Origin of the sequence: Lysobacter sp. 5GHs7-4, assembly GCF_021284765.1 — a bacterium.
Classification (GTDB): Bacteria; Pseudomonadota; Gammaproteobacteria; order Xanthomonadales; family Xanthomonadaceae; genus Lysobacter.
Map to the genome: position 1 here is coordinate 2,935,874 of NZ_CP089924.1, position 26,507 is coordinate 2,962,380.

Genomic DNA, 26,507 nt, shown 5'->3' on the forward strand with positions numbered 1-26,507 from the left:
CAGACCGTCTCCCCGTCCATCATCAGCGGATGATGGACGAGAAGTCGACGTCCTTGGCCACGTAGACGTTGACGATCGTGCCCTGGTTGATGGTGACCGTCGGCGGACGGTTCACGCTCTTGTCCAGGGCCTGGTTGGCCAGGCGCTCGACCGAGCGCGCGGTCACGCTCTCGTACGGGCTCTGGACGACCACGCCGCCGCCGACGCCGCCGGCAACCGTGTTGGTCGGCGGGCCGTTCTCGGCCGCGGCGTACTTAAACGCATCGGCGATCAGGCTGATCATCAGCGCCGAGGCGATGCGGCTGCCCCAGTGCGCGTTGTAGTCGCCCGGATGGCCGGCGCCGCCGAGGTTGTCCACGCCCGGGCTGGCCATGTTCACGTCGATGCCGGTCGGGGTGGTGATGCGGTCCCAGATGACCTGCACGCGCGGGCCGTTGATGTTCTCGCTCTGGTAGCGGCCGGAGATCTTGGAACCCTTCGGCAGCAGCAGGCGACGGCCGTTGATCGAATAGGTCGGCTCGGTGACGATGCAGGAGGTGAAGCCCGCGATGTCGGTGACGATGCGGGTTTCCATCACGCAGCGGATGTACGTGCCGCGCACCAGCAAGGTGTCGGGGTTGTAGATCGGCTTGGCGCTGGCGACCGCGGCGCCTTCGCGCTGCGCGGCGCCGCCCGCCGGACGCATCTGGCCGTCCGGGCCCGGCACCATCGCCATCATCTGCTTGGCGTACTCGTCCGGCGGCGTCATGCCCGCGGTCGCGGCCTGGCCGGCGGTCATGCCGCCCGCACCGGCGCCGTCGGCGCTGTTCATCATCCGGCGCTCCATCAGCGTCGGGCCACGCGGACCGGTGTCCTCGACCACCATCTGCGGCTGGTCGCCCTGCTGCGGCGGCGGCATTTCAGGCGCCAGCGGCACCGGCGGCAGGTCGGAGACGGGCTCCGGCGGCAGCGGCGGCGCGACGTCCGAAGCGGCCTTGGGCAGCTCGGGAATGTTGACCACCTCTTCCTCGACCTTGGGCTTGTCGTCCTCGCCGGAGGTCGCGCGGGTGAACATCCACACCGCGGCGAACACCAGCAAGGCCACGATGCCCACAAGGAACACCAGCGCCTTGCGGTTGAGCTTCTGCACGTCGCTGGATTTCAGCAGCGGCGCGCCGGCGTCGAGGTCGGGGGCCTGCTGGCCCTGCGCCTGCTGGCCGTAATACGGATTGGCACCGGTGTAGCCGTAGCTCTGCTGATCCTGCGGAGCGCCGGTGTTTTCGTCGGGCTGGCCCTGGTTGGGCGGCATGTGTTGGCTCATTTCTGCTTGTTCCTGCGCAGACCGACGACGTTGTTGCCGTGGCGGATGATCAAGTAGGGATAGGTGCCGTGGATAACGATGGTGTTGTCCTCGACCGTGGTGTTGACCACGAAGTCCTCGCCGCTCTCACGCTCGCGCGCGAACACCGCCGGGAAGTTGCCCGTAGGCAGGTCCTTGAGGCCGCTCATCTTCACGTAGGTGAACTGGCCGTCGTCGTAGACGTTGACCGGAATCAGCCACGCCTTCTTCTTGGCGCTGCGGGTCGAGTACTGGTAATCGAAGTGGTAGACCCGGCTCTTGTCCAGCGCGGTGCTGATCTCCGGCACCGGCTCGGCCGCTTCCTTGGCCTTGGCCGCGGTGAACTCGGTGTCCTTCGGGTACACGAACTTGACCTTGTACTGCACGCCGGCCTGCTTGGCCTGCTCCAGCACGCGCCAATCGGTGGCCACGACCTTCAACTCCAGGATGTAGGAGTGGGTCGCGGTGCGAATCATCATGTTGGTGTCGACGTCGACGTTCTTCGGCTTCAGGTAGAAGACGTTGTCGCGACGGCTGAGGTCCCAACCGGCGCTGAAACCGGTGCTGTAATCGAGAATGTTCTCGTTCGGGTCCAGCTCGATCTGGGTGGTGATGCCCAGGCCGGTGCGCACCTGGTAGATGCGGGTGGGCTCGTACTCGTATTCCTGGACCACTTGGGCCGCAGCGGGTAGCGCCGAGCCGGCGAGCGCCAGGAACAACAGGGCGGCGGCGAGGCGATGTTTACGCAGGCAATTCATCGGGTGCTGACTCCATTCGCATTACCGGTCGGTGCGGGTGCGGCCGGCGGCGTCGCCGGATTGACGGTGTTGGGGGCGGGAGCGCCGGCCGGCACGGTGCCGGCCGGGACGGTGCCTGCGGGCATGCCGGGCTGCGGCGCGGCCGGAACCAGGTTCGGGTCCACCGGCTGACCGGGCACCGCGGCGGGCGCCGGGGCGGCCTGGGTCGGCACCGGGAACTCGCTGCCGGTGTTGACCGGCGGCGACGCGGCGTAGTCGTTGTCGACGCGATAACCGGTGACCTGGAAGCCGAGCGGATTGAGGACGCGGTTGTTCTCGTCCATCTTCAGGTTCGACTTGTACAGGAACTCGATGGTCGCGATCTTGCTGTCCAGCGGTTCCGAGGAGCCGCTTTCCTTGTTGTACAGCGTGCGCTGGAAGCGCGCAGTCGCGGTCTTGATCTTTTCGTCGGTGTTGGACGGACCGTGCAGCTGCATGCTGAGGATCTTCACGCGCACGGTCTTGGTCTTGCCGAACAGCGTGATCGGGTTGTTGCGATTGGTGCTGTCGTACAGCTGCTTGTAGCCGCTGGTGACCTGCGGGGTGCCCATCGCGAACACCGTCGACCAGTCGCGCTCGCCGATCTGCGAGAAGTCGTAGGACTCGCGCGCCATGATGAAGTGCGAGATGTTGCTCTTGTTGAGCGCCTCGCTGGCGGCGATGGTGGGATTGGCGAAGTCGTCGCGCAGGCGCGCGATGGTGACCGTGCCGGTGTAGGCGTCGGCCATCACCAGGTACGGCACCTTTTCCTTGAGCGGCAGGAAGTAGAAATAGCCGCCGGCCAGGATCAGGGCCATCAGGATCGACATCCACGCCACGATCCACGCGCGCTTTTCGCTGCGGCGCGCGATATCGGCGACGGTGACTTCGTAGTTCACGGCCTTGGCGACCGCGTTCTCCACTTGGGGAGTGACTGTTTTCTTTCCGAACATCTAGGCTGCATCCAGTACGAGCATGGAAAGTGCGTCGCCCGCCGCGCGCCCCGGCCCGAAGGCCATGGCGTGCGGCGGCGGCGTGCGCGCGTTTACGGCGCGACCCCGGCCACGTGGTTCGCCTCGGTCTCGCTGGGCGCCGACGCGGGAGCCGCGGCGGTACCGGGCGTCGCCGCGCGGACCACGATCTGGCCGTTCTCGACGGTCACCGAAACGCCTTGCGCGGCGTAGGCGTTGCTCAGCTGCGCCACCGCGTCCTGGACGCTGGTGGTGTGGATCTGGGCCACGGCCTGATGCAGGGTGAAGTCGGACGGATGCAGGTAGGACAGCGGCATCTGCGAGTCCAGTGCCCAACGCTCGAGCATGGTCTTCAGCGTGCCGTCCATCGGCGACGGATAGAAGACGTAGGTCTTCTGCAGCGGGATTTCGTTGGGCTCGGCGGCGAAATGGTTGATCGGCTTCCAACGGCCGCCGAAATCCGGAGCCGGACGCGAAGCGCAGCCGACCAAAGCGACGGACAACAACGCCGCGACCCAAACACCACGATGACTGGTTGCAGTAGAGATACTCACGCTTTCCCCAATAGTCTTGAATTGACGCGCGCACCGACCTGAGACGGAGGGGCGGACACGACCGGCCTCGCCGGTGCGCATCGCGCCACGATGGTCTAGATCAGTGAAATTGAGATGACCGGACGCAGCTCGGTCGGTATGCGGTTCCGGGCGCCGTCTCCCCGACGGCGCGGGCCGCGCGTGCTCTGGTCGCACCGGGCGACGACGTCGTCGCTTCCGATGAACGACTAGAGAAAATCGTTCTGTCCATGAACTCCCCCCTTTACAGCAACGGCAACAAAATTCAACGGGCTCTTGCGACGCTCGTCACTGAAGGTTAGCCCGAACTTAAACCGATGAGCAATAGGGTGTCGAACTTAAGTGGTGCTTTTGCACCAATTTGCGTTGGACCGCTTCGGCTCAAAGCCGGCGCAGGCGTTCGATCGCGGCGTCCAGGGTGGTTTCGTTCTTGGCGAAACACAGCCGGACCAGGCGCTGATCGGCCGGTGCGGACTCGTAAAACGGCGACAATGGGATCGCCGTCACACCTTTCTCTACGGTCAGCCAGCGGCAGAACGCGACGTCGTCGAGATCGCTGATCGCCGAGTAGTCGACCAACTGGAAGTAACCGCCAGCCACCGGCAGCGCCTGCAGGCGCGTGTCCGATAGTTGCGCGCGAAACCGGTCGCGCTTGGCTTCGTAGAAGGCGCCGAGCTGCTCGTAATGCTCAGGCTCGGCCTCGATCATCTCCGCGAACGCCCATTGCGCCGGGGCGAAACTGCAGAAGCTGTTGTACTGATGGACTTTGCGGAATTCGGCCGATAGCGCAGGCGGCGCGATGCAGTAGCCGATCTTCCAGCCGGTGCAGTGGTAGGTCTTGCCGAAGCTGGAGATCACGAACGCGCGCTCGCGCAACTCCGGATAACGCAGCACCGACTCGTGGCGCACGCCGTCGAACACGATGTGCTCATAGACCTCGTCCGACAGCAGGTAGATACCGGTCTGGCGCAGCAGCGCGCTGAGTTGGGCGATGTCGTCGGGCGTGAACATCGCGCCGGACGGGTTGTGCGGCGAGTTGATCATCAGCATGCGGGTCTTGGGCGTGACCGCCGCGCGCACCCGCGCCCAATCGACCGCGAACGTGCGCGGGTCCAGCGGCACGTGCACGGCGCGGCCGCCGGCCAGATCGATCGAGGGCTCGTAGCTGTCGTAGCAGGGATCGAGCACGATCACCTCCTCGCCCGGACGGACCACGGCGTGGATGGCGTCGAAGATCGCCTCGCTGGCGCCGGAGACCACGGTGACCTCGCTGTCGGCGTCGGGCCGGTGGCCGTAGCAGCGCTCGGTCTTGGCGGCGATGGCCTGGCGCAGCGCCGGGATGCCGGTCATCGGCGCGTACTGGTTCTTGCCCTCGCGCATGGCGCGCGCCAGCGAATCGACCAGGCGCGCGGGCACTTCGAAATCCGGGAAGCCCTGGCCCAGGTTGACCGCGCCGTGCTCGGCGGCGAGCTGCGACATCACGGTGAAGATGGTCGTGCCGACCTTGGGCAGCTTGGTCTCGGGGGTCATGGATCCGGAACGTGGCAAGGGGCCTGCGAGTGTACGGAATCGTCGCGGCAACCGATAAGCGTGGCCGCCATGACGATGCGGAACCGGCTTATGCGCCGCCGCGTGAGGGCTTCCCCTCAGGCGTCCCATGCCGGCCGCGCCACCGTCCGTCGGTCGCCGTTTGCGCCGCCCCGCCGGGCGCACCAGACTGCGCCCATGCGCGAAATCCAGATCGTCGACGCCGCCGAACTGGCCGCTCTCTACGCCGCGGCCGCGTACGCCGTGGTCGTCGACGGCGACGCGATCGCGCTCAGGGTCGGCGAGCCCACGCCCGACCTGGAGGCCTACCTGCCCGCCGACACCTATGTGGTGATCAGCGCCTGGAACCCGGCCTCCGAGCCGCGCTCGGACGCCGCCAACGAAGCCGCCGACGCCGCCCTGGTGGCGCGGCTGAACGCGGCCGGCATCGCCCGCCAGCCGGCCTGGGGCAGCGCGCCGGACGGCCAGTGGCGCGAACCGGGCTGGCTGTTGACCGACATCGACCAGGCCGCGGCCGACCGCCTGGCGCTGGACTTCGGCCAGGCCGCGGTGCTGTGCTGGCGGCGCGGCCAGCCGGTGCGCCTGCGCATGCTGCTGGCACCGCCGGCCGCCGTCGGCGCGGCGGCGCACGTCGACTGGGCCGGCGCCTGAGCGCCCACCGGCGCGTCGGTTCGCCCGGCCACTGACGCTAAACTAGCCGGCTACGCGGCCCACCGCCGCCCTCGCCCGACCGATGACGCCACTCGACCGCCCCGCCCCCGCGCTGCTGGAAGCCCGCGGGCTGACTTTCGCCCGCAACGACGAACCTGTGTTCGGGCCGTTGGATTTTTCCGTCGACGCCGGCGAAGCGCTGCTGGTGCAGGGCGACAACGGCGCCGGCAAGACCACCCTGCTGCGGGTGCTGGCCGGCCTGCTGCGCGCCGACGGCGGCGAGATCGACATCGACGGCGAACGCGCGCGCCCCGCGCGGCGCGCGCGCGCGATCGCCTACCTGGGCCACCTGCCCGGGCTCAAGGCCGACCTCAGCGCGCTGGAAAACCTGAACTTCCTGTGCGGCCTGCAGGGCCGTCGCCGCGCTCAGCTGCCCGAGAACGCGCTGGCGATCGTCGGCCTGGGCGGCTACGAGGACGCGCTGGCGCGGCAGCTGTCGGCCGGACAGAAGAAGCGCCTGTCGCTGGCGCGGCTGTGGATGTCGCCGGCGCCGCTGTGGCTGCTGGACGAGCCCTACGCCAACCTCGACCTGGACGGCATCGAACTGGTCAACCGCATGGTGCAGGCGCATCTGCGCGACGGCGGCGCCGCCCTGGTCACCACCCACGGCGCCTACGCCGCGCCGCCGGTGCGCACGCGGCTGCTGGTGCTGCATAAGGCGGCCGCATGAACCCAAATCCTAACCCGCCCCCGATCGCCGGCGCGCGCCGCCCCGGCACCGCCGCCCTGCCTGGCCTGGCCGGCGCCGCGCGCGCCCTGCTCGCGCGCGACCTGCGCCTGCTTTGGCGCCGGCGCGGCGACGCCCTGCAACCGGCCATGTTCGCGCTGCTGGTGGTGGTGCTGTTCGCGCTGGCCCTGGGCGGCGAGGCGCAGGCGCTGGCCAAGGTCGCCGGCGCCGTGCTGTGGCTGGCGGTGCTGCTGGCCGGCCTGCTGGCGCTGGACACGCTGTTCCGCGGCGACGCCGAGGACGGTTCGCTGGAGCAATGGATGCTGGCGCCGGTGCCGCTGGGCTGGCTGGTGGCGGTGCGCACCTTTATGCATTGGGCCACCACCGCGCTGCCGCTGCTGATCGCCACGCCGTTCCTGGCCGAGCTGCTGCACCTGCCGCGCGCGCAGCTGCCCGTGCTGCTGGCCTCGCTGGCGCTGGGCACGCCTTTGCTGAGTCTGCTCGGTGCGGTGGTCGCCGCGCTGACGGTCGGCATGCGGCGCTCTGGTATCCTGGTGGCCTTGTTGGCGCTGCCGCTGTACGTGCCCGTGCTGGTGTTCGGCGCCGGCAGCGTGGCCGCCTCGGCGCAGGGGCTGGACGCCACCGGCGGACTGCTGTTGCTCGGCGCCGGCCTGGTGGTCGCGCTGGTGCTGGCACCGCTGGCCGCCGCCGCCGCGATCCGGATCGCCCTGAACTGACCGCCCACCGGCGCGGCCGGTCCGGACCGCGAACCCGGCCGCGACGAACCGATCACCGCCCGCGCGGTCCAACCGCCGCGCCCCCACACGCCCGTTGCCGGGTCGGACCGAATCGCTGCATGAATCCACTCGTCCGCTGGTTCCACCAACTCGGTTCGCCGCCCACCTTCGACCGCTTCGCCGCGCGTTGGGCGCCCTGGGCGTACCTGACCGGCCTGCTGGTCATGGCCTGGGGCCTGTACGGCGCGCTGTTCGTGGTGCCGGCCGATTACCAGCAGGGCGATAGCTTCCGCATCCTCTATATCCACGTGCCCAGCGCCTGGATGAGCATGGCGGTGTTCGCGCTGATGGCGCTGTACGCGGCGATCGCGCTGATCTGGCGGATCAAGCTGTGCGAGATCCTGGCCATGGCCTGCGCGCCGATCGGCGCCGGTTTCACCGTGATCACCCTGGCCACCGGCTCGATCTGGGGCAAGCCGATGTGGGGCACCTGGTGGGACTGGGACCCACGCCTGACCAGCGAGCTGATCCTGCTGTTCCTCTATCTGGGCGTGATCGGCCTGTACAACGCCATCGACGACCGTCGCGCCGCCGCGCGCGCGGCCGGATTGCTGGCGATCGTCGGCGTGGTGCTGCTGCCGGTGATCCGCTATTCGGTGGAATGGTGGAACTCGCTGCACCAGGGCCAGACCATCCGCCTGCTGGGCGAGTCGAGCATGGATTCGAGCATGATCGCGCCGCTGATCTGGATGATCGTGGGCACCAAGCTGTGGTTCGTCGGCGCCCTGCTCGCGCGGGCGCGTGCCGACAACCTGCGCCGCGAGTCCGGCAAGGCCTGGGTCGCGCAGCTGGCCGGCGCCGCGCGCCACGAGGGGCCGCGCGCATGAACTATCTGAATTACGTCATCGCCGCCTACGCGGTGTTCGCCATCGTGCTGGTCTGGGACTTCGTCGCCACCCGCCTGCAGATCCGCCGCGAGCTGCGCAATGCGCGCTCGCGCGCGGCGCGCCAGGCCGCCCAGACCACGCGCAGCCAAACGAGTGAATTGAGCCGATGAATCCGACCCGTCGCCGTCGTCTGTTGTGGGTCGTGGCGCTGGTCGCCGCGTCCGCCATCGCCGTGACCCTGGTGGCGATGGCGCTGCAGCGCAACGTCGCCTATCTGTACACGCCCAGCGAAGTGCTGCGCGGCGACGCCGGCGACAACGCCCGCTTCCGCCTCGGCGGCATGGTCGCGGCCAATTCCTTCCAGCGCGCCAAGGGCTCGATGGAAGCGCACTTCCGCGTCACCGACGGCGACGCCGAAATGCCCGTGGTCTACACCGGCATCCTGCCCGACCTGTTCCGCGAGAAGCAGGCCGTGGTCGCGACCGGCCGCATGCAGGGCGATCGTTTCGTGGCCGAGGAAATCCTGGCCAAGCACGACGAGACCTACATGCCCAAGGAAGTCGCCGACAAGATGGGCATGGCGCACAAGAAGCACGACGTGGCCGCGCCGGGCGGCGTCGAGGCGAAGCCTTGAGCGTCGGCGGAATCGGGGGCGAAGGCCAATCCCCCCGGCTCTCCTTTTTCAAAGGGGGGAACGGTCTGGCCGTTTCGCTACCGCCGGTCTGTCGCCCCTCTTCGAAGCTCCTGCATGCTTGCCTCCCTCTTTTGAAAAAGAGAGGCGCGGGGAGATTTAGCGCACAACCCCACTCCCTCAAGCGAGTCCGCCTCCATGCTGCCTGAGCTCGGCCAGATCGCCCTGATCCTGGCGCTGTTGATCTCCGCCCTGCAGGCGCTGCTGCCGCTGGTAGGCGCGCAACGCGGCATCGCCTCGTGGATGGCGCTCGCTCGCCCCGCCGCGTATGCGCAACTGGCGTTGATCGCGTTCGCATTCGTCATCCTCACCCACGCCTTCGTGGTGCAGGATTTCTCGCTGCGTTACGTCGCCGAGAACAGCAACTCCCTCCTTCCCATGGGCTATCGCTACTCGGCCGTGTGGGGCGCGCACGAGGGCTCGTTGCTGATGTGGGTACTGGTGCTGGCGCTGTGGACCGGCGCGGTGGCGCGGTTCTCGCGCGCGCTGCCCGCGCAAGTGATCGCGCGCGTGCTGGGCGTGATGGGCATCGTCAGCGCCGGCTTCCTCTCGTTCCTGATCTTCACCAGCAATCCGTTCACGCGCCTGCTGCCGGCCGTGGTCGAAGGGCGCGATCTCAATCCGCTGCTGCAAGACCCGGGCCTGATCATCCATCCGCCGATGCTCTACATCGGCTACGTCGGTTTCGCCGTGCCGTTCGCGTTCGCGATCGCGGCGCTGCTGGACGGCAAAGTCGACGCGCGCTGGCTGCGCTGGACGCGGCCGTGGACCAACATCGCCTGGGCGTTCCTGACCCTGGGCATCGCGCTGGGCTCGTGGTGGGCGTATTACGAGTTGGGCTGGGGCGGCTGGTGGTTCTGGGACCCGGTCGAGAACGCCAGCTTCATGCCGTGGCTGGCCGGTGCGGCGCTGCTGCATTCGCAGGCGGTGACCGAGAAGCGCGGCAGCTTCCGCGGCTGGACCCTGCTGCTGGCGATCGCCACGTTCTCGCTGTCGCTGCTGGGCTCCTTCCTGGTCCGTTCCGGGGTGCTGACCAGCGTGCACTCCTTCGCCGCCGATCCCTCGCGCGGTGTGTTCGTGCTGATCTTCCTGGGCATCGTGATCGGCGGCTCGCTGCTGCTGTACGCGTTGCGCGCGCCGTCCGACGATCCGGGCAAGCCCTTCCAGGCCAGCTCGCGCGAAACCCTGCTGCTGGCCAACAACCTGCTGCTGACCACCGCTTGCGCGATGGTCCTGCTGGGCACCTTGTACCCGCTGCTGGCCGACGCGCTGGAGCTGGGCAAGCTGTCGGTGGGGCCGCCGTACTTCGCACTGATGTTCGTGCTGCTGATGGCGCCGCTGGTGCTGTTGCTGCCGTTCGGCCCGCTGTTCCGCTGGCAGCGCGAGCAGTTCTCGCGGCCCGCGGCGATGCTGCTGCCCTGGGCCGGCCTGGCCCTGGGCGCGGCGATCGGCGCCTACTTCATGGCGCCGCAGGGCGCGTGGAAGGTCGCGGCCGGCATCGGCGGCGCGGTCTGGGTCGCGGCCGGCACCTTGCGCTTCGTGTGGACGCGCCTGCGCGGCGACGGCAGCCACTACACCGCCGAGATGCTGGGCATGACCCTGGCCCACGCCGGCGTGGCGGTGTTCCTGATCGGCGCGCTGCTCACCGAAGGCCTGAGCCAGCAGCGCGAACTGGCGATGGCGCCGGGCAAGACCGTCGAACTGGGCCGCTACGCGTTCCGCTTCGACGGCGTCGCCCACCGTCAAGGCCCCAACTTCGAAGCCGACCGCGGCACCGTGACCGTGTTCGAGAACGATCGCCTGCTCGGCGTGATGCATCCGGAAAAGCGCGCCTACGCCAGCGGCGGCCAAGTCATGACCGAGGCGGCGATCGACCCCGGCCTCAGCCGCGATCTGTACGTCGCGCTGGGCGAGCCACTGGGCGACGGCGCCTGGGCCATGCGCGTGCACATCAAGCCGTTCGTGCGCTGGATATGGGCCGGCGCGCTGCTGATGATGCTGGGCGGCTTCGTCGCCGCGGCCGACCGACGCTTCCGCCCCAAGCTGGTCGCCGCTAACGAACCCGCGCCGCACGCGCCGGCATCGCCCCACCCTGTCCTCGTCCAACGCGACGACGCTGCCGTCCTGGGAGGCGAACGCGCATGAACAAGAGCCGCTGGCTGCCGCTGGCCATCTTCGCCGCGCTGGCCGTGTTGCTGGCCGCCGGCGTGTGGCTGAGCCGCAACCCCAATCGCGAGGCCCTGCCCTCGCCGCTGATCGGCAAGCCTGCGCCGGAATTCTCGCTGCCGGTGCTGCACGAAGCCGGCCGCCTGATGAGTTCGGAACAACTGCGCGGCTCGCCCTACCTGCTCAACGTCTGGGGCAGCTGGTGCCCGGCCTGCCGCGACGAGCACCCGGTGCTGACCCGCTTCGCCGAGACCAAGCGCGTGCGCGTGATCGGCTTCAACTGGAAGGACGAACACGCCGACGCGATGCGCTGGCTGGAGCAGTACGGCAATCCCTATTGGATGGTGCTGGCCGATTACGACGGCAAGGTCGCGATCGACTGGGGCATCTACGGCGCGCCGGAAACCTTCCTGGTCGACGCCAAGGGCGTGGTGCGCTGGAAGCACGTCGGCCCGATGAGCGAGGCCACCATCCGCGACGAATTGCTGCCGGTGCTGGCGGAAGTCGAGAAGACGCGATGAACGGCGAATCCCCCCTACCCCTCTTTTTCAAAGGAGGGAACCGCATCGAAACTTCGGCGACTTCGCTGCCGCACATCGAGTCCCCTCCTTTGAAAAAGGGGGGCCAGGGGGGATTTGCTCTTGCTCTTAAGAATCTGCTCACCACCACGCTGCTGACGCTCGCATTCGCAGCACCGCTGGCAGCCCAACCCGCCAACGACCCCGCCCCCCTGCAATTCCGCGACCGCGCCGAGGAAACCCGCTTCCACGCCCTGGTCGCCGAACTGCGCTGCGTGATGTGCCAGAACCAATCGCTGGCCGATTCCAACGCCCAGATCGCCCACGACCTGCGCCGCGAAGTGCTGACGCTGATGCGTCAGGGCCAGGACGATCGCCAGATCAAGCAGTTCCTGGTCGCGCGCTACGGCGAGTTCGTGCTGTACCGCCCGCAGATGGAATCCAAGACCTGGCTGCTGTGGTTCGGCCCGGCGCTGGTGTTGCTGGCCGGCGGCTTCGCCGTGGCCGGCATCGTGCGCAGCCGCGCGCGCGCCGCTTCCGCGCAACGCGCGCCCGCGGACGGCAACGACGACAACGAGGAATGGTGATGACCGCGTTCGTACTGGCCAGCGCCGCGCTGGTCCTGCTGGTGCTCGCCTACGTGCTGCGCCCCCTGTGGCAGGCCAAGCCCGCGGCCGCCGTCGGCGTGTTCGCCGGCCTGGTCGCCGCCACCGGCCTGACCTACGTCTTGATCGGCACGCCCGACGCGCTCAATCCCGCGCGCCGCACGCCGCCGGCCACCGCCGCCGACGCGATCGCCCAGCTCGAAGCTCAGTTGGAGCGCGAACCCAACCGAATCGACGGCTGGCGCCTGCTCGCGCGCGCCCATGCCGACGCCGGCCGCTACGAACAGGCGCGCACCGCGCTGGCGCGCGCGCTCAAGCTGGCGCCCGACGAACCCGACCTGCTGACCGAAAGCGCCGAGCTCAGCGCGCTCGCCAGCGAAGGCCGCAAGTTCGACGCCGACGCCATCGCCACGCTGCGGCGCGCGCTGGAGATCGAACCGACGCACCAGCGCGCGCGCTGGTTCCTGGGCATCTCGCTGCGCCAATCCGACCAGCCGGCCGAAGCCGCGCGCACCTGGGAACCGCTGTTGGCCGTGGTCGACCCGCGCACCGCCGCCAGTCTGCGCGAACAGATCGACGCCGCGCGCAAGGACGCCGGCCTGGCACCGCTGCCGGCCGCGCCCGCGGCCGCTCCCGCCGGCGGGCTCAAGATCCGCGTCGCGCTGGCGCCCGCGCTGGCCGCCAAACTGCCCGCCGACGCCAGCCTGTTCGTGCTCGCGCGCCAGCCCGACGGCCCGCCGATGCCGGTGGCGGTCGAAAAGCTCGCGGCCAAGGACTTCCCGATCGAAGTCGTACTCGACGACGGCGACAGCCCGATGCCGACGCTGAAGCTGTCGCAGCTGCCGCAGGTGGCGGTGCTGGCGCGCGTATCCGCCTCCGGCCAGGCCATCGCCCAAAGCGGCGACCTCGCGTCAAAGCCGCAGACCGTGCGCACCGACAGCAAGAACACGCTGGACATCGTCATCGACCAAGTCGTCGAGTAACTCCGATACCGAGCCCCTCTCCCGCTTGCGGGAGAGGGGTTGGGGTGAGGGTCCGACGCAAGCGAACTGACCCAGTTCCCACGCTCCATCCCGAGCGGCCCACGCCCCTCCCGCGCACCCTTCGCCATCCCCCCATAACCACCCGCGCTTACCCGCCATCGCCCCGCCCAGGCAAAATGGTCCCCCACGCGCCGGTCGCCGCTAGCAGCGCGCCGCGCCCGCAACCAGGAAGGCAGCACCCGGCATGACCGAATTCATCCCGCCCGGCACCCGCTACTTCGCCCTGCCCGACGGCTTCGCCATGAAGCGCGGCGGCCGCCTCGACGGCGCCCGCGTCGCTTACGAAACCTGGGGCGAACTCAACGCCGCGCGCGACAACGCCGTGCTGATCGTCACCGGCCTGTCGCCCGACGCGCATGCCGCGGCCAACCCCGGCAACCCGGAACCGGGCTGGTGGGAAGCCATGCTGGGCCCGGGCAAGCCGATCGACAGCGACCGCTGGTTCGTGATCTGCGTGAACTCGCTGGGCAGCTGCAAGGGCTCGACCGGCCCGGCCTCGATCAACCCCGCCACGCGCGAGCCCTACCGCCTCGACTTCCCCGAACTGTCGGTGGAGGACGGCGCCGACGCCGCGGCCCTGGTGGTGCGCGGCCTGGGCATCGAACGCCTGGCCTGCGTGATCGGCAACTCCATGGGCGGCATGACCGCGCTGGCGCTGCTGATCCGCCACCCCGGCATCGCCCGCAGCCACATCAACATCTCCGGCGCCGCGCGCGCGCTGCCGTTCTCGATCGCGATCCGCTCGCTGCAGCGCGAGGCGATCCGCCTGGACCCGCACTGGTACCAGGGCCGCTACGACGAGCGCAGCTACCCCGAGGCCGGCATGCGCATGGCGCGCAAGCTGGGCGTGATCACCTACCGCTCGGCGCTGGAATGGGACGGCCGCTTCGGCCGCGTGCGCCTGGATTCCGACCGCGCCGACGACGAGCCCTTCGGCCTGGAGTTCGAAGTCGAGAGCTACCTCGAAGGCCACGCCCGCCGCTTCGTGCGCCGCTTCGACCCCAACTGCTACCTCTACCTCAGCCGCTCGATGGACTGGTTCGACCTGGGCGACTACGCGCGCGGCGACGACGGCGCCGGCCCCGCCGACACCCGCGCCGGCCTGGCCCGCATCCGCGTCGACAAGGCGCTGGCGATCGGCGTGCGCACCGACATCCTGTTCCCGCTGCAGCAGCAGGAAGAGATCGCCGAGGGCCTGCGCGCCGGTGGCGCCGATGCCGAATTCCTGCCGCTGGAGTCGCCGCAGGGCCACGACGCCTTCCTGGTCGACATCGCCCGCTTCGGGCCGGCGGTGTCGGGCTTTCTCGGCCGTCTGTGATACCCGTTCCAGGGCCGCGCGCGGCCCGGCGCCGCAGCGTGCCGCCACCGCCGCGACCGGCTAGAATGGTTATATGGACATAACCCATTGTCATCAGGCCGAGGCCCTTCCGGATCTCGACTTTCCCGGCCACGACAAGCTGGTCGCGGCCATCGACGACGCCGTCAACGCCGGCGACGAACATGCCGTGACCGCGGCCCTGCGCAACGCGCTGTGCCGCATGATCCGCGACCGCGACGTGCACCTGCCCGACTGCGTGTTCGACGCCATCGACGACCACTACGCGCGGCGCGAGATCTACCGCAGCCCGAGCCTGGGCTACAGCGTGGTCGCCATGACCTGGGGCCCGGGCCAGGGCACCCCGGTGCACGACCACTGCGGCCTGTGGTGCGTGGAAGGCGTGTGGGACGGCGAGCTGGAAATCACCCAGTACGAACTGCTGGAACGCAACGGCGACCACTTCCGCTTCCGCGCCGCCGGCGGCATGCACGCCGGCCCCGGCAGCGCCGGCAGCCTGATCCCGCCGCACGAGTACCACACCATCCGCAACGCCAGCGGCGACAACGTCGCCGTCTCGCTGCACATCTACAAGGCGCCGATGGAAGCCTGCTCGATGTTCGTGCCGCGCGAAGGCGAATGGTTCCAGCGCGTCGACAAGACATTGAAGACCGACGAAGCGGCCTGAGCCGCTTCGCGAACACCCCGGCTTTGGGGTAGGAGCGACGTAAGTCGCGACCGGCACCCCCACTGCGGCCACGCGATCGCGACTTACGTCGCTCCTACCCCAGCGCCCTGCTTCCGCGACTAATCGCATGTCGGCGTTTACCTGCGCGCATTCGCGCCCGCCACACCGCGCGCCGCCTACAATCCAAGCTCCCGCCACAACAGCCTAGTCCCCATGCTGACCGACCTGTTGCTAGCCGCCCTGCACCACCTGCTGGTGTTCGCCCTGATCGCCATGCTGGTCGCCGAATCGACCCTGCTGCGCGGCACCCTGGACGCCACCACCCTGAATCGCATCGCCCGCCTCGACGCCGGCTACGGCGCCGCCGCCGGACTGCTGCTGGTCGCCGGCCTGCTGCGCGTGTTCTACGGCGTCAAAGGCAGCGACTTCTACCTGCACAACCCCTGGTTCCACGCCAAGCTCGGCGCCTACGTCCTGGTCGGCCTGCTGTCCCTGCTGCCGACCCTGCGCTTCCTGCGCTGGCGCAAAGCGCTCAGCGCCAACCCCGCCTTCCTGCCCGACCCCACCGACGTCGCCCGCCAGCGCGGCGTGGTCCGCTTCGAGCTGATCCTGATCGCCGTCATCCTGGTCCTGGCCGCCGCCATGGCCCGCTACGGCGGCTTTTGAGCGCCCGGACGCAACGGATGGGTACGACTCAGCCCGCGCTCGGCTATACTCTGCGACCGCGCCGGAATGGCGGAATCGGTAGACGCAGCGGACTCAAAATCCGCCGCCCTTAAAAGCGTGTGGGTTCGAGTCCCACTTCCGGCACCACTGCAAGCGGTTTTCGACACAAAGGGCGCCTAGAGCGCCCTTTGCTGTTTTTGCCCGGCTGCCCGAAAGTTCTGCTCCGCGACTCGGGTACTCGCCGGACCCGGCCAGAACCCTCAGATACTTCTGCTCGCGTGGGCAATCGTTAGGTGCTCGAAGTCATCACTTTCTGGACGATCTTCCACGCCCCATGAACCTTCAGGCACGACAGCATGTCCGTGAAGACGCGCGGCTGGACCTGCAGTTTCACCTTCAGTAGCGCGAGGTCCTTCTCGACGTCCACCGACAGGATCTGGTCGTCGCGCTCGAAACCAAGTTGTTTCGGCGCTCTCATGCCGCGTACGGCCGCCAGCCATGTCGCAATCGGCGTCACGCTCACGTCGCCGTCTTCGCCGATCTTCGTCACGTAACTCGACGGATGAAACACAGAGGCAAACTTCTCGGCATCCATTTCGTAAGCGGCGTCGAAATAGGCCTGAGCGATCGATCGCAAAGCGGAAACATCCGAATCCATAGTCACTCCTCGAAAGCGGTTGCGCCGAGCCGATTCATGCGGCCCGGCGAATGCGTGCCCCGCGCATCGGCTACTCGCCTTGGCATCAGGTCACCGAGCAAGCCTAAGATCGGGCCGTTTATGCGACTAGCCCTATTGCGAAGGAAGCCGTCATGAGCGAAATTCATGAATCATGAGAAACGAACTGAACGAACTCGCTGCGTTTGCGATGGTCGCGCGAGAAAGAAGCTTTACGCGAGCTGCGGCAAAACTAGGGGTGTCCCAGTCTGCGTTGAGCCACACGATCCGGGGGCTCGAACAACGGCTTGAGCTGCAGCTACTCGCTCGAACGACGAAGAGCGTCGCACCCACCGCTGCTGGGGCCGCTCTCCTGAATGATCTGTCACCGGCGCTGGAGCAGATAGCGCTCGCCCTCGACAAGGCGCGTAGCGTCAAACGCCGCCCTGCCGGCCGCATCCGAATCGTGATGTCGCGCTCGGCCGCCGTGATGGTATTGCTGCCACGGCTCACGGCATTCGCCGAGGCCTATCCCGACATCGTTCTCGATGTCGTCACCGTGACAGGTCCGGTAGACCTCGTTGCAGGCGAGTTCGACGCCGGCATTCAGCTCGGCGAGTACATACAGAAGGACATGATCGCGGTGCGCGTCACGCCGGAGTTGCGCTTGGCGGTAGTGGGGTCGCCCGGCTATTTCTCGTCGCGAAGCATCCCGCGAAAGCCGACGGATCTCAGCGATCATCGATGCATCACACTGCGTCTTCCGAGCGGCCCCTATCGATGGGAGTTCGAGCGCGGACGAAAGTCGGTCACGATCGGCGTGAACGGCCCACTCATCATCGACGATACCCACTTGGTGATCCAGGCTGCGCTCGCCGGAGCGGGCCTCGGTCTCGCCTATGAGGAGCAGGTCGCCGAGGATATCGCGAAGGGACGGCTAATCCGTGTCCTGGAGGATTGGACGCCCCCGATTCCGGGGTTCTTCATGTACTACCCCAGTCGTCAGCATCAGCCCGCTGCACTGTCTGCGTTGGTGAGCGCGCTGCGACTGCCATGAAGGGAATCCCGTTTGCGGAGCGGAAATCAGATCGCACGCCTTGAGCTGTAAGGGAATGATCTGCGGACTCAAAATCCGCCGTTCTTAGAGGCGTGTGGGTCCGAGTCCCATTTCCGACACCAGACAAAAAAGCCCGCCGAAGCGGGCTCTTTTATGCCTGTAGCCTTTTTGGGCTCAGCGCTGCCCTACCCTCACAACTGCTCAGCAATCTCCCGCGCCATCTCCTGGAACAAGCCCAGCTTGCCCCAGCGGTTGGCCACCACAGCCACATGCACGCCGCCCAGGTTCTTGCCCTTCGGGCTGATGTAGCCGGCCGGGAACATCACCACGTAGGCCATGCCGCCATCCGCGCCGCCGTTGTGCTCCAGGCTGCCGTCGCCGGGGGAAGCCCAGCCCATGCGGTCCATGTCGGCGTCGCTGTACTTGCCGTCGAGCTTGGCGGTGAGGATGGTCAGCGCGCGCGCGGTGCCGCGATAGCCGCCGGCAGCCAGGCCGGTGGTCGAGGCTTCGTAGGGGCCCGGCACCGGCACGCCGCCGACCAGGATGTGGTTGGCCGAGTCGCGCGAATCCGGGCTGGCGGCCTGCGGTTCGATGTCGTCGCCGACGCCGGCGGGCAGCAGATAGTTGTTGTAGACGTAGTTGCGGTAGCTCTGGCCGGACATCTTTTCGATCAGCAGCGTCCACAGACCGAAGCCATGGTTGGAGTACTGGACGTTGCCGCCCGGCGTGCGCAGCAGCGGACGCGTGCGCAGGAAATGGCGGTGGATCTGCGTATAGCTCAGGTTCGCTTCGGCGGTGCCGAACATTTCGGCGGCGCCGGGGCCGTCGCCGCTGCGGGTGAAGCCGGCGCGGTGGTCGAGCAGATTCTGCAGGGTGATCGTCGAATACAGATTGACCCAGTTGGGGCCGGCGAGTCCGGCCGGCAGCGTGTAGCCGTAGGGCGCGATGTACTTGTCCAGATCGTGGCTCATGCCCGAGCTGGCCTGGCCGTTGCCGAACCAGGTGTAGACGTGGTCGTTCGAGGCGATGCCCATGCCGCGGATGTCGTAGCTGGAGCCGCTGGCCTGCGCCGGCCAGCTGTAGGGCTTGACGCCCTTGGAGTAGTAGTCGAAGTCCATCGAATAGCCTTCGCTGTAGGTGCCGTCCTGGTACCAGACGTAGACGTGGTTGTTGGACTTGGCGATGGCGATGCCGACGATGTCGTAGGCGGTCTTGCCGGCCGGCAGCTTGACGGTGTCGGTGGTCTGCGGGTCGTAGGCGTCCAGGTCGCTCGCGGTGCCGATCGAACGGGTGATCGCCGGCTCGTCCGTCAGGGTGGTGCGCGCGGCGTGGTACCAGGTGTAGACCTGACCGTTGGCGGCGATGCCCATGCCGAGGATGTCGATCGGCTGGCGGCCCGGCGGCAGCGTGTACGGCAGCGGCGGGTTGTACTTGTCGAGGTCGTTGGTGGCGCCTTCGCTGTAGGTCAGATCGTTGTACCAGGTGAAGGTGTGGTCGTTCTGGCCGATGTCCATCTCGATGATCGGCGTGTAGCGGTTGGCGCCGCGCACGATGTCGTTGGCGAAGTCGTTGCCGAACACGCCGTTGGCGCCGTACAGGGTCTTGGTGGCCGGGTTGATGCCCTTGGCCTGCATCAGCTGGAAGCCGGCAGGGCCGGTGATCGCGGCCTTGGTGACGCTGCCGATGCGCGAGCGCGTGTCGGCCGTCATCAGTTGCTGGGTCTGGGTATTCGCGTAGCCGTAGCCCTTGTTGAACAGCAGCGCGCCATTGCGGGTGACCGCGACGGTGACGCCCGGCAGTTTGTCTTCCTGCATCTGCGCCCAAACCAGCGGATCGATCTTCATCTCCAGCGGGCTCAGCTGCTTGGGCGGATTGACCTTGGGGTCGCTAGGGTCCGGCATTTCGCAGGTCTGGCACGGCAGCGCGAACGCGGGCGCGCTTGCGGCGCCGGCCAGAACGAGGGCGGAGACGGCAAGAATCAAAGAACGGGACACGGCGTTGCTGCGCATCGGGTAATGCTCCTGAACGAATGGGATTGGGTGCGCATGCAGGCCCTCTCGCGCGCGAAAGACGCCGCGGCGATAGGAGGGATTCCACTAGGGGAAGGCGCAGAATAAAACGCGCTACATGCTGGGAAGGACGGCGGCCCGACTTGCTCTCAGCACCGATGGGCGCTCACCGAAACGGGCCAGAATTCCGTCTCGACCAGAACAAACGCAGCGGCACCGAGAAACCGGACAAGTTTTTTTTATCCGGATTGGGGGTACCGACTCATGGCCGGGGGTGGCCCGGCTTGCACGGCTCGTTTCGGGAGGAACCCGACGGCGACGCCTCCATCCGCGGGCAGGCCGGTCTACACGGCCGTCGCACACCGCTCGCCACGTCTCTCTATCCGTAACCCCACGCCGGTCCCGTGGAATCCGTCGACTCCGTCAAGAAACCGGCAGCAAATCGGTTTAGGCACATGAATAGTGCCAAAAATCGTCAATAGTGCAGCCGTCTCCGTCGCCAGGTCGTGCCCAGCCAGATGGACAAGAGCCTCTACCACGCATCCTCCTATCCGCTGCGGGTCTCCAACGGGCGCGACATCGGCGCCGGGCACACGCGCGGCTGCTGGCTGGAATTCTCCGGGCTGGCGACCACGCTGACGCAGGACGATCCGATTTTCGTGGAAGCGATGCACGCGGCGTCGGCGCGCGGCACGCTGCTGTCGGCCAACAAACTGGCCAACCTGTATCTGATCCTGCGCTACGCGATGCCCGATTCCCGCGCGCACATCTTCGAGTTCGGCAGCTACATGGGCGGCTCGGCGGTGTTCATGGCCACGGCGTTGAAGCTGCTGAAACGGGAGGCGCGCGTATTCGCGTTCGACACCTTCGAAGGCATGCCGGAAACCGACCCCGTGCGCGACCTGCACCGCGCAGGCGATTTTGCCGACAGCAAGTTCGATGGCCTAGTGCAGTACATCGCCGACAACGACCTGCGTACGCATATCACCCTGGTCAAGGGACGCTTCGACGAAACCCTGCCCGGCATCCTGGCCCAGGAGCAGCAGGGACCGGGCCTGCTGCATATCGACTGCGACATCTACGAGCCGATCAAGTACGTGATCCGCACCTGCCTGCCGAGACTGGGTGCGGGCAGCCATATCGTGCTGGACGATCCGCTGCACGGCTCCTGCCTGGGCGCGTTCGACGCCGTGCAGGAACTGCTGATCCGCGAGTTGGACCTGACCGCCGAACAGGCCTATCCGCACCTGGTGTTCCGCTATCCGAGCCTGCCGGACGCCTAAGGTCCGAGGCGCCGCAAACCAGCGCATCGAAGCGGCACCGTTTCTGTGACTACATTCGCGTTCCCCCGTCACACCTAGCCCGGATACTTCTGGACAAAGGGGACATCCCGGGGAATCCGTCATGAATCGCAAAGCCAGGCGCGAACGGGCGTTGGCGCAGTCGCACCTGTTCCGCCGCTACGGCAAGGGGCGCTGGATCCGACCGCAGCGCTTCGCCAATTCGGCACGTGCGCAGGAACTGCAGGAAGCCGCGACAGCGGCGGCCCAAGCGACGGAAACGCCTTGGGCCGCCGACGTGCCGCAGATGGCCGGCGGCCCCACGAAGTCGCGCGATTCGCAGGCGCAACTGCTCACCCTCGCCCGCCCCAGCCTGGCGATCCGCGCGCTCAACAACATGAGCTACGGCGTCACGCCGACCGCACTGGCCGAGTTCAACGGCCTGGGCAGCAACGACGCCCAGCGCCTGCAGAACTACATCGACTGGCAACTGGACTGGACCGCGATCGACGACAGTGCGGTCGAGGCAAGGCTGAGCGCCGCCGGCTACACCACGCTCAACAAACCGCTGACGCAGTTATGGGCCGAGCACGTGGTGCCCGACCCTGCCTACGACGTGCGCATGCGCCCGGCCTGGGAAGTGCAACGCGCGGCGTTCGTGCGCGCGACCTACTCCAAGCGGCAGCTGCGCGAGGTCATGGTCAACTTCTGGCACGACCACTTCAACGTCACCGCCAGCGACTTCTCCGCAGGTCCCGTGTACGTGCATTACGACCGCGACGTGCTGCGCAAGTCGGCCTTCGGCAACTTCCGCGTGATGCTGGAGGACGTGGCCTGCAGCCCGTCCATGCTGTTCTATCTGGACAACGTCTCCAACAGCCGCTCCGGCCCGAACGAGAACTGGGCGCGCGAGTTGCTGGAGCTGCACACCTTGGGCGCCGGACGCTACCTGGGCTTCACCGACCCCTTCATGGTGCCGGCCGATGCCGAGGACGCGGCCTATCCGTCCGGCTACACCGACATCGACGTTTACGAGACCGCGTCGGCGTTCACCGGCTGGAGCCTGAAGAACGCGCACTGGCAGTACCCGACCGAAAACGACGGCACCTTCGTCTATCGCCAGGCCTGGCACGACGCCGGCCCGAAGTTCGTGCTTGGCCGTCTGCTCAATCCCGAGCAGCCGGCGATGAAGGACGGCCGCGACGTGCTGGACCGGTTGGCCAGCCATCCGGGCGTGGCGCGCTTCGTCTGCGCCAAGCTGGTGCGGCGCTTCGTCAACGACACCCCGCCGCCGGCCCTGGTCGCATCGGCGGCGGCCATCTTCCGTCAGCACTGGCAGAGCCCGAACCAGATCGAGCACGTGCTGCGCCACATCCTCAATTCGGCCGCGTTCAGCAGCGCCTGGGGCCAGAAGAACCGCCGACCGTTCGAGGCCATCGTCGCGGCGATGCGCGCGGCCGGCAGCGATTGGACGCTGCGGCCGGCGCATTCCAAGTCGGAGGATTTCCTCTATCGCTACGGCTTCACCGGTCACGCGCCTTACGAGTGGCCGGCACCGAACGGCTACCCCGACACCGGCCTGGCCTGGTCGGGCGCGAGCACCTACGCCACCACCTGGAAGATGCTCAACTGGCTGACCGAAACCAGCGAGGCCAGCGTGCCGCTGCTGCCTGTGCTGCAGCTCACTCGCAGCAACGTGGCCACGTGGACCGCGCCCAACCTGGTCGACTACTGGTGCCAGCGTCTGCTGGGCTACCTGCCTGAAGCCTCGCGTCGGCAGACGCTGATCGCGTTCATGGCGCAGAACGGCGACCCGGCCACCTATGTCATCACCGACACCGACACCTGGGCCGGTACCGACCTCAAGCGCCACTACAACCAGCAACGCCTGCGCAGCATGGTGTCGCTGGTGCTGATGACGCCCGAATTCCTGAGCCGCTGAGGAACCCGCCATGTCTTCGATCACTCTCAGCCGGCGCGGTTTCCTCAAGGCCTGCGCCGCCACCGCCGCGGTAGGCGCGGTCGGCCCCACCCTGCTGTTTTCCAGCGCCGCCGAAGCGGCGGCCAACGCGCACGACACCGTGGTGTTCCTGTTCCTGCGCGGCGGCATGGACGGCCTCAACCTGGTCGTGCCCGTCGACGGCGCAGACCGCACCTTCTACGAACAAGCGCGCCCGGCGCTGCAGATCGCCACCAGCGGCACCTACGGCGCGCTGCCGCTGACCCTGGCCGGCGGCGCGGCGACCGGCTTCGGCCTGCATCCGTCGGCGACCGGTCTGCGCGATATCTGGAACACCGGCCAGTTGGCGATCGTGCACGCCTGCGGGCTGCTGACTTCGGTCACGCGCAGCCATTTCGACGCACAGCTGTCGATCGATCTCGGCACGCCGGGCCAAGGCGGCGGTGTGGGCTGGCTGGCGCGCGCGATGAACAGCCAACCCGGCACCAGCGGCGCCGAGCCCATGCCGGCGTTGGCGGTGAACAATCGCCAGCCGGCCAATCTCAACGGCACCACGCGTGCGCTGACCATGGGCCGGCCTTCGGACTTCGCCCTCGACGCGGGCGCGTGGCAATGGCAGAAGACGCGCAACGACTCGCCGGCGGGATTGCGCGGCGTCAACGAAACCCTGGCCGCGCTGTGGAACGGCAGCACCGGCCTGGAAGACGCCGGCAAACGCGCCGACGGCTCTTTGCGCGTGATCGCGCAACAGAGCTACGCCGCGCTGCCCGCCAACTGGCCAACCGGCAATTTCGCCGAGCAGCTGTGGACCATCGCGCAGTCGATCCGCTTCAACCTCGGCCTGCGCTACGCCACCCTCGACCTGGGCGGCTGGGACACCCACGACGGCCAAGGCAGCGCCGGCACCGGCTACCACTACTACCAGAACAAAATCGCCGAGCTGTCGGCGGCGCTGGCCGCGTTCCACAACGAACTGGCCGCGAGCGGGCATCTCTCGCGCGTGACCACGGTGGTGCAGTCCGAATTCGGCCGCCGCGTGCGCGAGAACGCCAACCGCGGCACCGACCACGGCTACGGCAATCCGGTGATGGTGTTGGGCGGCGCGGTCAACGGCCGCCGCTTCTACGGCCAGTGGCCGGGCCTGAATCCGGAAACCTTGTCGGCCTATTACGGCGACGTGCCGGTGACCACCGACCATCGCCGCGTGCTCTCGGAAATCCTGGTCCGGCGCATGGGCCACAACCAGCTCAGCACGGTCTTCCCGGGCTACAGCGGCTACACGCCGTTGGGCATCGTCCAAGGCACCGACCTGGCGCTGCAGGGCGGCGCCATGAGCATGGCCGCGCAACCCGCCGTGCCGCTGCCGGTATCGCAGCAGCCGATGCCGCAATCGCGCGACCGGCGCGATTACCTGGCGCGCCTGTTGAGCGACCCGCGCATCATTCGCCATCGTTGACGCACGCTCTACGGACGCGGCCGCGCCGCGTCCGGGGTAGCATGACGCATGTGCCTGATCGCCCTGTCCTGGCGTAGCCATCCGCGCTACCCGCTCGCCCTGATCGCCAACCGCGACGAATCGCACGCGCGCGCCGCCGCCGCGGCCGGTCCGGATCCCGAAACGCCCGATGTCTACGGCGGCCGCGACCTGGTCCAGGGCGGCGGCTGGCTGATGGTGTCCACGCGCGGCCGCCTGGCCGCGGTGACCAACGTGCGCGCCGGCCTCGCGCCCGATGCCGCGCCGCGTTCGCGCGGCGCGCTGGTGCGCGGTTTCGTGCGCGGCAACACATCGGCGCGCGACACCTTGGCGACGGTGCGCGAGCAGGCACCCGACTACGGCCGCTTCAATCTGGTGCTGTGGGACGGCGACGAACTGAGCTTCGCCAGCAATTACCCGCACTACCTGGAATCGCCGATCGCAGCGGGCATGCACGCCATGTCCAATGGCGCCTTCGACGCGCAATGGCCCAAGAGCGGCCACGCCACGCGCGCGCTGACGGCGTGGCTGGATTCGCCCGCCTCCGAACAGGCCGCGCCCGACGCGGCCGCGCTGCAGCCTTTGTTCGCCGCACTCGCCGACACCACGCCCGCGCCGGATGCGGCGTTGCCGGACACCGGCGTGGGCCTGGAACTGGAGCGCGTGCTGTCGCCGCCGTTCGTGCGCGGCGAACGCTACGGCACCCGCTGCAGCACCATCGTGCTGGTCGGCCACGAATCCATCGTCTTCGTCGAACGCCGTTACGGTCCCGATGCCGCGCCGGGCGGCGAGACCGCGGCGGTGTTGCCGCTGCGGCGCTGAGCCAGATCGCTGTCTGTGAGAGCGGCGTCAGCCGCGATCGTGCAGCCGCGGACGACGGCGCAAGCTCGACCCATGCCGCTAGCGCGGCCGCTCCCACAGAGGGCGAAGGTCGGTCAGCGGCGCATCCCCAATGAGAAGGCCCAGGCTTCGAGGTGTCCCTCGGGTGGCTGGGCCTTCCGTGTCGGAGCGGTTTACATCGGACTCGCGTCCGTTGGTTTTTCTCCGACGCTGCCACCGTACGCGCGGCGGCGTTAGGCCGCGGTCAAAATTCCGTGATGTCGCGGCTTAGGCGCCCCAGGGCCACCAGCCATGGCCGGTCTGTGCGTAGCGGTCGGCCGCGCGTTCGAAGGGGTTGCGCACGCTGACGCCGCCACACAGCAAGTACAGCGGCAGGAACAGCGCGCCCAGCACCATGTATTGGTAGACGTGCGCGCGTTCATGGTCGGCGAGTTGGATCTCGGCCTCGTCGCCATGGCCGGCGCGATGGGCATAGGTGACGCAGGGCGAGTCCAGGCTGTCGCCGGTGTGCAGGATCACGTTGCCCAACGTGATCGCACCGCCCGGGCCCCATGGCCAGCGATGAAAAACCAAGGCCAGGTCGCGCCGGCGCACATGCGCGTGCGCGCCGCGCGCCATGCCGACGACGCCGGCCAGCAGGCCGAGCAGGCTTACCGGCGCCGCCCACAGGATGCCGAGCGCCTGCCCGGCGACGCGCAGCCAGGGTTTCAGGCGGTGCCCTCTTCCGGCATCAGCAGCCACAGGATCAGATAGACCAGCAGGCCCGGAAACGCCACCGAGGCGATCGACACGATCACGTAGATCGCGCGCAGCAGGGTCGCGTTCCAGCCGAAACGCTGGGCGATGCCGCCGACCACGCCGGCGATCATGCGGTCGTGGCGCGAACGGACGAAGGGTCGCGATGCTTCGCTCATGACGGCTGGCTCCTGGCGGCGACGCCGGCAGTTTAACGCCTCAGCGCGCGGGCGGCGCGGCGGCGGGCTTGGCGCGGATCTCGTTCAGGCGCGCGCGCAGCCAGGCCGCGGACGGCATCGCCGCGGCGGCGCCGCAGCGGATCTGGTAGGCGCGGCCGCTCATGCTGCTTTCGCTGCCGGCACGCTCGATGAACTGCTCGGCGCTGGCGACCATGTCGCGCTTGCGCAGATACGCGTACTTCTTGCGCAGATGCGCCTGGGCCTGGGCCGCGTCGTACCAGCTGCCGTTGCGCTGGAACTGGCAGCCCGAGCGTCCCAGGGTGGCGATCAGCTGTTCGATCTCGCGCTCGGCCTGCGGCGGCGGCGCGGCCAGGGCCGGCACGGCGAAACAGACCGACAGCGCGAGAGCGAGGATGGGCAGGCGCGGCTTCATGTGTGC

28 protein-coding genes and 1 tRNA gene are annotated in these 26,507 nt (G+C 68.2%); 19 read left to right on the top strand and 10 right to left on the bottom strand.

The genetic code is table 11. From position 1 onward, the window contains the following. Positions 1–22: 22 nt before the first annotated feature. The 5 genes from LVB77_RS13265 to LVB77_RS13285 all read right to left on the bottom strand — a co-directional run bounded on the left by LVB77_RS13265 (position 23) and on the right by LVB77_RS13285 (position 5,167). Positions 23–1,300 carry a TrbI/VirB10 family protein gene (locus LVB77_RS13265; RefSeq protein ID WP_232906574.1) on the bottom strand — a complete coding sequence of 426 codons (1,278 nt, stop codon included), beginning with the start codon at positions 1,298–1,300 and terminating at the stop codon, positions 23–25. Then, positions 1,297–2,076: a TrbG/VirB9 family P-type conjugative transfer protein gene (locus LVB77_RS13270; RefSeq protein ID WP_232906575.1), complete on the bottom strand. Its 780-nt coding sequence runs from the start codon at positions 2,074–2,076 to the stop codon at positions 1,297–1,299. Before LVB77_RS13270 ends, LVB77_RS13265 begins: the two co-directional genes overlap by 4 nt. After that, positions 2,073–3,047 (bottom strand): type IV secretion system protein, encoded by a 975-nt coding sequence (locus tag LVB77_RS13275; RefSeq protein WP_232906576.1) that lies wholly within the window; start codon positions 3,045–3,047, stop codon positions 2,073–2,075. The genes LVB77_RS13270 and LVB77_RS13275 overlap by 4 nt, the downstream gene beginning before the upstream one ends. 92 nt (positions 3,048–3,139) lie before the next feature. Further along, positions 3,140–3,571, bottom strand: coding sequence for a hypothetical protein (locus LVB77_RS13280; RefSeq protein WP_232906577.1), 432 nt, complete (start codon positions 3,569–3,571; stop codon positions 3,140–3,142). A 447-nt stretch (positions 3,572–4,018) separates the two neighbouring features. Further along, positions 4,019–5,167, bottom strand: coding sequence for a pyridoxal phosphate-dependent aminotransferase (locus LVB77_RS13285; RefSeq protein WP_232906578.1), 1,149 nt, complete (start codon positions 5,165–5,167; stop codon positions 4,019–4,021). A 195-nt stretch (positions 5,168–5,362) separates the two neighbouring features. Between LVB77_RS13285 and LVB77_RS13290 the strand changes: the two genes are divergently transcribed. The 14 genes from LVB77_RS13290 to LVB77_RS13355 all read left to right on the top strand — a co-directional run bounded on the left by LVB77_RS13290 (position 5,363) and on the right by LVB77_RS13355 (position 16,026). Next, positions 5,363–5,836, top strand: coding sequence for a DUF3293 domain-containing protein (locus LVB77_RS13290; protein WP_232906579.1), 474 nt, complete (start codon positions 5,363–5,365; stop codon positions 5,834–5,836). An 82-nt stretch (positions 5,837–5,918) separates the two neighbouring features. Further along, positions 5,919–6,566: a heme ABC exporter ATP-binding protein CcmA gene (gene ccmA / locus LVB77_RS13295; RefSeq protein WP_232906580.1), complete on the top strand. Its 648-nt coding sequence runs from the start codon at positions 5,919–5,921 to the stop codon at positions 6,564–6,566. Next, a complete protein-coding gene (ccmB, locus tag LVB77_RS13300; RefSeq protein ID WP_232906581.1) occupies positions 6,563–7,300 on the top strand; it encodes a heme exporter protein CcmB in 738 nt (245 codons plus the stop codon). Before ccmA ends, ccmB begins: the two co-directional genes overlap by 4 nt. Before the next feature lie 119 nt (positions 7,301–7,419). Then, entirely contained in the window at positions 7,420–8,187 is a 768-nt protein-coding gene (ccmC, locus tag LVB77_RS13305) for a heme ABC transporter permease CcmC (protein ID WP_232906582.1), read from the top strand. Continuing rightward, positions 8,184–8,357 carry a heme exporter protein CcmD gene (gene ccmD / locus LVB77_RS13310; protein WP_232906583.1) on the top strand — a complete coding sequence of 58 codons (174 nt, stop codon included), beginning with the start codon at positions 8,184–8,186 and terminating at the stop codon, positions 8,355–8,357. Before ccmC ends, ccmD begins: the two co-directional genes overlap by 4 nt. Further along, on the top strand, positions 8,354–8,821 hold the full coding sequence (gene ccmE / locus LVB77_RS13315) for a cytochrome c maturation protein CcmE (RefSeq protein WP_232906584.1): 468 nt from the start codon (positions 8,354–8,356) through the stop codon (positions 8,819–8,821). Before ccmD ends, ccmE begins: the two co-directional genes overlap by 4 nt. 195 nt (positions 8,822–9,016) lie before the next feature. After that, entirely contained in the window at positions 9,017–11,023 is a 2,007-nt protein-coding gene (locus LVB77_RS13320) for a heme lyase CcmF/NrfE family subunit (protein WP_232906585.1), read from the top strand. Further along, on the top strand, positions 11,020–11,565 hold the full coding sequence (locus tag LVB77_RS13325; protein WP_232906586.1) for a DsbE family thiol:disulfide interchange protein: 546 nt from the start codon (positions 11,020–11,022) through the stop codon (positions 11,563–11,565). Before LVB77_RS13320 ends, LVB77_RS13325 begins: the two co-directional genes overlap by 4 nt. Before the next feature lie 134 nt (positions 11,566–11,699). Beyond that, entirely contained in the window at positions 11,700–12,149 is a 450-nt protein-coding gene (locus LVB77_RS13330; protein WP_232910290.1) for a cytochrome c-type biogenesis protein, read from the top strand. Next, positions 12,149–13,150 (top strand): tetratricopeptide repeat protein, encoded by a 1,002-nt coding sequence (locus LVB77_RS13335; RefSeq protein WP_232906587.1) that lies wholly within the window; start codon positions 12,149–12,151, stop codon positions 13,148–13,150. The genes LVB77_RS13330 and LVB77_RS13335 overlap by 1 nt, the downstream gene beginning before the upstream one ends. A gap of 244 nt (positions 13,151–13,394) precedes the next feature. Further along, positions 13,395–14,528 carry a homoserine O-acetyltransferase gene (locus LVB77_RS13340; RefSeq protein ID WP_232906588.1) on the top strand — a complete coding sequence of 378 codons (1,134 nt, stop codon included), beginning with the start codon at positions 13,395–13,397 and terminating at the stop codon, positions 14,526–14,528. A 73-nt stretch (positions 14,529–14,601) separates the two neighbouring features. Further along, positions 14,602–15,213 carry a cysteine dioxygenase family protein gene (locus tag LVB77_RS13345; protein WP_232906589.1) on the top strand — a complete coding sequence of 204 codons (612 nt, stop codon included), beginning with the start codon at positions 14,602–14,604 and terminating at the stop codon, positions 15,211–15,213. A gap of 213 nt (positions 15,214–15,426) precedes the next feature. Then, a complete protein-coding gene (locus tag LVB77_RS13350; protein ID WP_232906590.1) occupies positions 15,427–15,879 on the top strand; it encodes a DUF2214 family protein in 453 nt (150 codons plus the stop codon). A 60-nt stretch (positions 15,880–15,939) separates the two neighbouring features. Next, positions 15,940–16,026 (top strand) — tRNA-Leu (locus LVB77_RS13355). Positions 16,027–16,168: 142 nt separating this feature from the next. Here LVB77_RS13355 and LVB77_RS13360 read toward each other — a convergent pair. Continuing rightward, positions 16,169–16,537: a nuclear transport factor 2 family protein gene (locus tag LVB77_RS13360; RefSeq protein WP_232906591.1), complete on the bottom strand. Its 369-nt coding sequence runs from the start codon at positions 16,535–16,537 to the stop codon at positions 16,169–16,171. A 172-nt stretch (positions 16,538–16,709) separates the two neighbouring features. Between LVB77_RS13360 and LVB77_RS13365 the strand changes: the two genes are divergently transcribed. Beyond that, positions 16,710–17,591, top strand: coding sequence for a LysR family transcriptional regulator (locus tag LVB77_RS13365; RefSeq protein ID WP_232906592.1), 882 nt, complete (start codon positions 16,710–16,712; stop codon positions 17,589–17,591). Positions 17,592–17,782: 191 nt separating this feature from the next. On the opposite strand, the gene LVB77_RS13370 is transcribed toward LVB77_RS13365, so the two are convergent. Then, the gene (locus LVB77_RS13370; RefSeq protein WP_232906593.1) at positions 17,783–19,492 is read right to left on the bottom strand and encodes a serine hydrolase domain-containing protein; all 1,710 of its coding nucleotides are present in this window, start codon (positions 19,490–19,492) and stop codon (positions 17,783–17,785) included. Between the two features lie 626 nt (positions 19,493–20,118). Here LVB77_RS13370 and LVB77_RS13375 point away from each other — a divergent pair. The 4 genes from LVB77_RS13375 to LVB77_RS13390 all read left to right on the top strand — a co-directional run bounded on the left by LVB77_RS13375 (position 20,119) and on the right by LVB77_RS13390 (position 25,136). Further along, positions 20,119–20,883 (top strand): class I SAM-dependent methyltransferase, encoded by a 765-nt coding sequence (locus tag LVB77_RS13375; RefSeq protein ID WP_232906594.1) that lies wholly within the window; start codon positions 20,119–20,121, stop codon positions 20,881–20,883. 121 nt (positions 20,884–21,004) lie between these two features. Further along, positions 21,005–22,822, top strand: coding sequence for a DUF1800 domain-containing protein (locus LVB77_RS13380; protein ID WP_232906595.1), 1,818 nt, complete (start codon positions 21,005–21,007; stop codon positions 22,820–22,822). Between the two features lie 10 nt (positions 22,823–22,832). Further along, entirely contained in the window at positions 22,833–24,296 is a 1,464-nt protein-coding gene (locus LVB77_RS13385; protein WP_232906596.1) for a DUF1501 domain-containing protein, read from the top strand. Positions 24,297–24,344: 48 nt separating this feature from the next. Then, positions 24,345–25,136, top strand: coding sequence for an NRDE family protein (locus LVB77_RS13390; protein WP_232906597.1), 792 nt, complete (start codon positions 24,345–24,347; stop codon positions 25,134–25,136). A 285-nt stretch (positions 25,137–25,421) separates the two neighbouring features. Here the strand turns inward: LVB77_RS13390 and LVB77_RS13395 are convergent, their stop codons facing one another. Genes LVB77_RS13395 through LVB77_RS13405 form a run of 3 tightly spaced genes read right to left on the bottom strand, consistent with a single transcriptional unit; the run spans position 25,422 to position 26,501 of the window. Next, the gene (locus LVB77_RS13395) at positions 25,422–25,895 is read right to left on the bottom strand and encodes a hypothetical protein (protein ID WP_232906598.1); all 474 of its coding nucleotides are present in this window, start codon (positions 25,893–25,895) and stop codon (positions 25,422–25,424) included. Beyond that, positions 25,862–26,068: a PspC domain-containing protein gene (locus tag LVB77_RS13400; RefSeq protein ID WP_232906599.1), complete on the bottom strand. Its 207-nt coding sequence runs from the start codon at positions 26,066–26,068 to the stop codon at positions 25,862–25,864. The genes LVB77_RS13395 and LVB77_RS13400 overlap by 34 nt, the downstream gene beginning before the upstream one ends. A gap of 40 nt (positions 26,069–26,108) precedes the next feature. Beyond that, entirely contained in the window at positions 26,109–26,501 is a 393-nt protein-coding gene (locus LVB77_RS13405; protein ID WP_232906600.1) for a DUF5329 domain-containing protein, read from the bottom strand. Positions 26,502–26,507 lie beyond the last annotated feature (6 nt).

What these genes read in the sequence shown, in the direction of transcription:
- LVB77_RS13325 (WP_232906586.1), top strand. Translation starts at nt 11,020, where the DNA reads ATGAACAAGAGCCGCTGGCTGCCGCTGGCCATCTTCGCCGCGCTGGCC.
- ccmB (WP_232906581.1), top strand. Translation starts at nt 6,563, where the DNA reads ATGAACCCAAATCCTAACCCGCCCCCGATCGCCGGCGCGCGCCGCCCC.
- LVB77_RS13375 (WP_232906594.1), top strand. Translation starts at nt 20,119, where the DNA reads ATGGACAAGAGCCTCTACCACGCATCCTCCTATCCGCTGCGGGTCTCC.
- LVB77_RS13285 (WP_232906578.1), bottom strand. Translation starts at nt 5,167, where the DNA reads ATGACCCCCGAGACCAAGCTGCCCAAGGTCGGCACGACCATCTTCACC.
- LVB77_RS13335 (WP_232906587.1), top strand. Translation starts at nt 12,149, where the DNA reads ATGACCGCGTTCGTACTGGCCAGCGCCGCGCTGGTCCTGCTGGTGCTC.
- LVB77_RS13360 (WP_232906591.1), bottom strand. Translation starts at nt 16,537, where the DNA reads ATGGATTCGGATGTTTCCGCTTTGCGATCGATCGCTCAGGCCTATTTC.
- LVB77_RS13275 (WP_232906576.1), bottom strand. Translation starts at nt 3,047, where the DNA reads ATGTTCGGAAAGAAAACAGTCACTCCCCAAGTGGAGAACGCGGTCGCC.
- LVB77_RS13370 (WP_232906593.1), bottom strand. Translation starts at nt 19,492, where the DNA reads ATGCCGGACCCTAGCGACCCCAAGGTCAATCCGCCCAAGCAGCTGAGC.
- ccmD (WP_232906583.1), top strand. Translation starts at nt 8,184, where the DNA reads ATGAACTATCTGAATTACGTCATCGCCGCCTACGCGGTGTTCGCCATC.
- LVB77_RS13265 (WP_232906574.1), bottom strand. Translation starts at nt 1,300, where the DNA reads ATGAGCCAACACATGCCGCCCAACCAGGGCCAGCCCGACGAAAACACC.
- LVB77_RS13350 (WP_232906590.1), top strand. Translation starts at nt 15,427, where the DNA reads ATGCTGACCGACCTGTTGCTAGCCGCCCTGCACCACCTGCTGGTGTTC.
- LVB77_RS13320 (WP_232906585.1), top strand. Translation starts at nt 9,017, where the DNA reads ATGCTGCCTGAGCTCGGCCAGATCGCCCTGATCCTGGCGCTGTTGATC.
- LVB77_RS13400 (WP_232906599.1), bottom strand. Translation starts at nt 26,068, where the DNA reads ATGAGCGAAGCATCGCGACCCTTCGTCCGTTCGCGCCACGACCGCATG.
- ccmE (WP_232906584.1), top strand. Translation starts at nt 8,354, where the DNA reads ATGAATCCGACCCGTCGCCGTCGTCTGTTGTGGGTCGTGGCGCTGGTC.
- LVB77_RS13290 (WP_232906579.1), top strand. Translation starts at nt 5,363, where the DNA reads ATGCGCGAAATCCAGATCGTCGACGCCGCCGAACTGGCCGCTCTCTAC.
- LVB77_RS13385 (WP_232906596.1), top strand. Translation starts at nt 22,833, where the DNA reads ATGTCTTCGATCACTCTCAGCCGGCGCGGTTTCCTCAAGGCCTGCGCC.
- ccmA (WP_232906580.1), top strand. Translation starts at nt 5,919, where the DNA reads ATGACGCCACTCGACCGCCCCGCCCCCGCGCTGCTGGAAGCCCGCGGG.
- LVB77_RS13340 (WP_232906588.1), top strand. Translation starts at nt 13,395, where the DNA reads ATGACCGAATTCATCCCGCCCGGCACCCGCTACTTCGCCCTGCCCGAC.
- LVB77_RS13405 (WP_232906600.1), bottom strand. Translation starts at nt 26,501, where the DNA reads ATGAAGCCGCGCCTGCCCATCCTCGCTCTCGCGCTGTCGGTCTGTTTC.
- LVB77_RS13270 (WP_232906575.1), bottom strand. Translation starts at nt 2,076, where the DNA reads ATGAATTGCCTGCGTAAACATCGCCTCGCCGCCGCCCTGTTGTTCCTG.
- LVB77_RS13390 (WP_232906597.1), top strand. Translation starts at nt 24,345, where the DNA reads ATGTGCCTGATCGCCCTGTCCTGGCGTAGCCATCCGCGCTACCCGCTC.
- LVB77_RS13380 (WP_232906595.1), top strand. Translation starts at nt 21,005, where the DNA reads ATGAATCGCAAAGCCAGGCGCGAACGGGCGTTGGCGCAGTCGCACCTG.
- LVB77_RS13365 (WP_232906592.1), top strand. Translation starts at nt 16,710, where the DNA reads ATGAGAAACGAACTGAACGAACTCGCTGCGTTTGCGATGGTCGCGCGA.
- LVB77_RS13345 (WP_232906589.1), top strand. Translation starts at nt 14,602, where the DNA reads ATGGACATAACCCATTGTCATCAGGCCGAGGCCCTTCCGGATCTCGAC.
- ccmC (WP_232906582.1), top strand. Translation starts at nt 7,420, where the DNA reads ATGAATCCACTCGTCCGCTGGTTCCACCAACTCGGTTCGCCGCCCACC.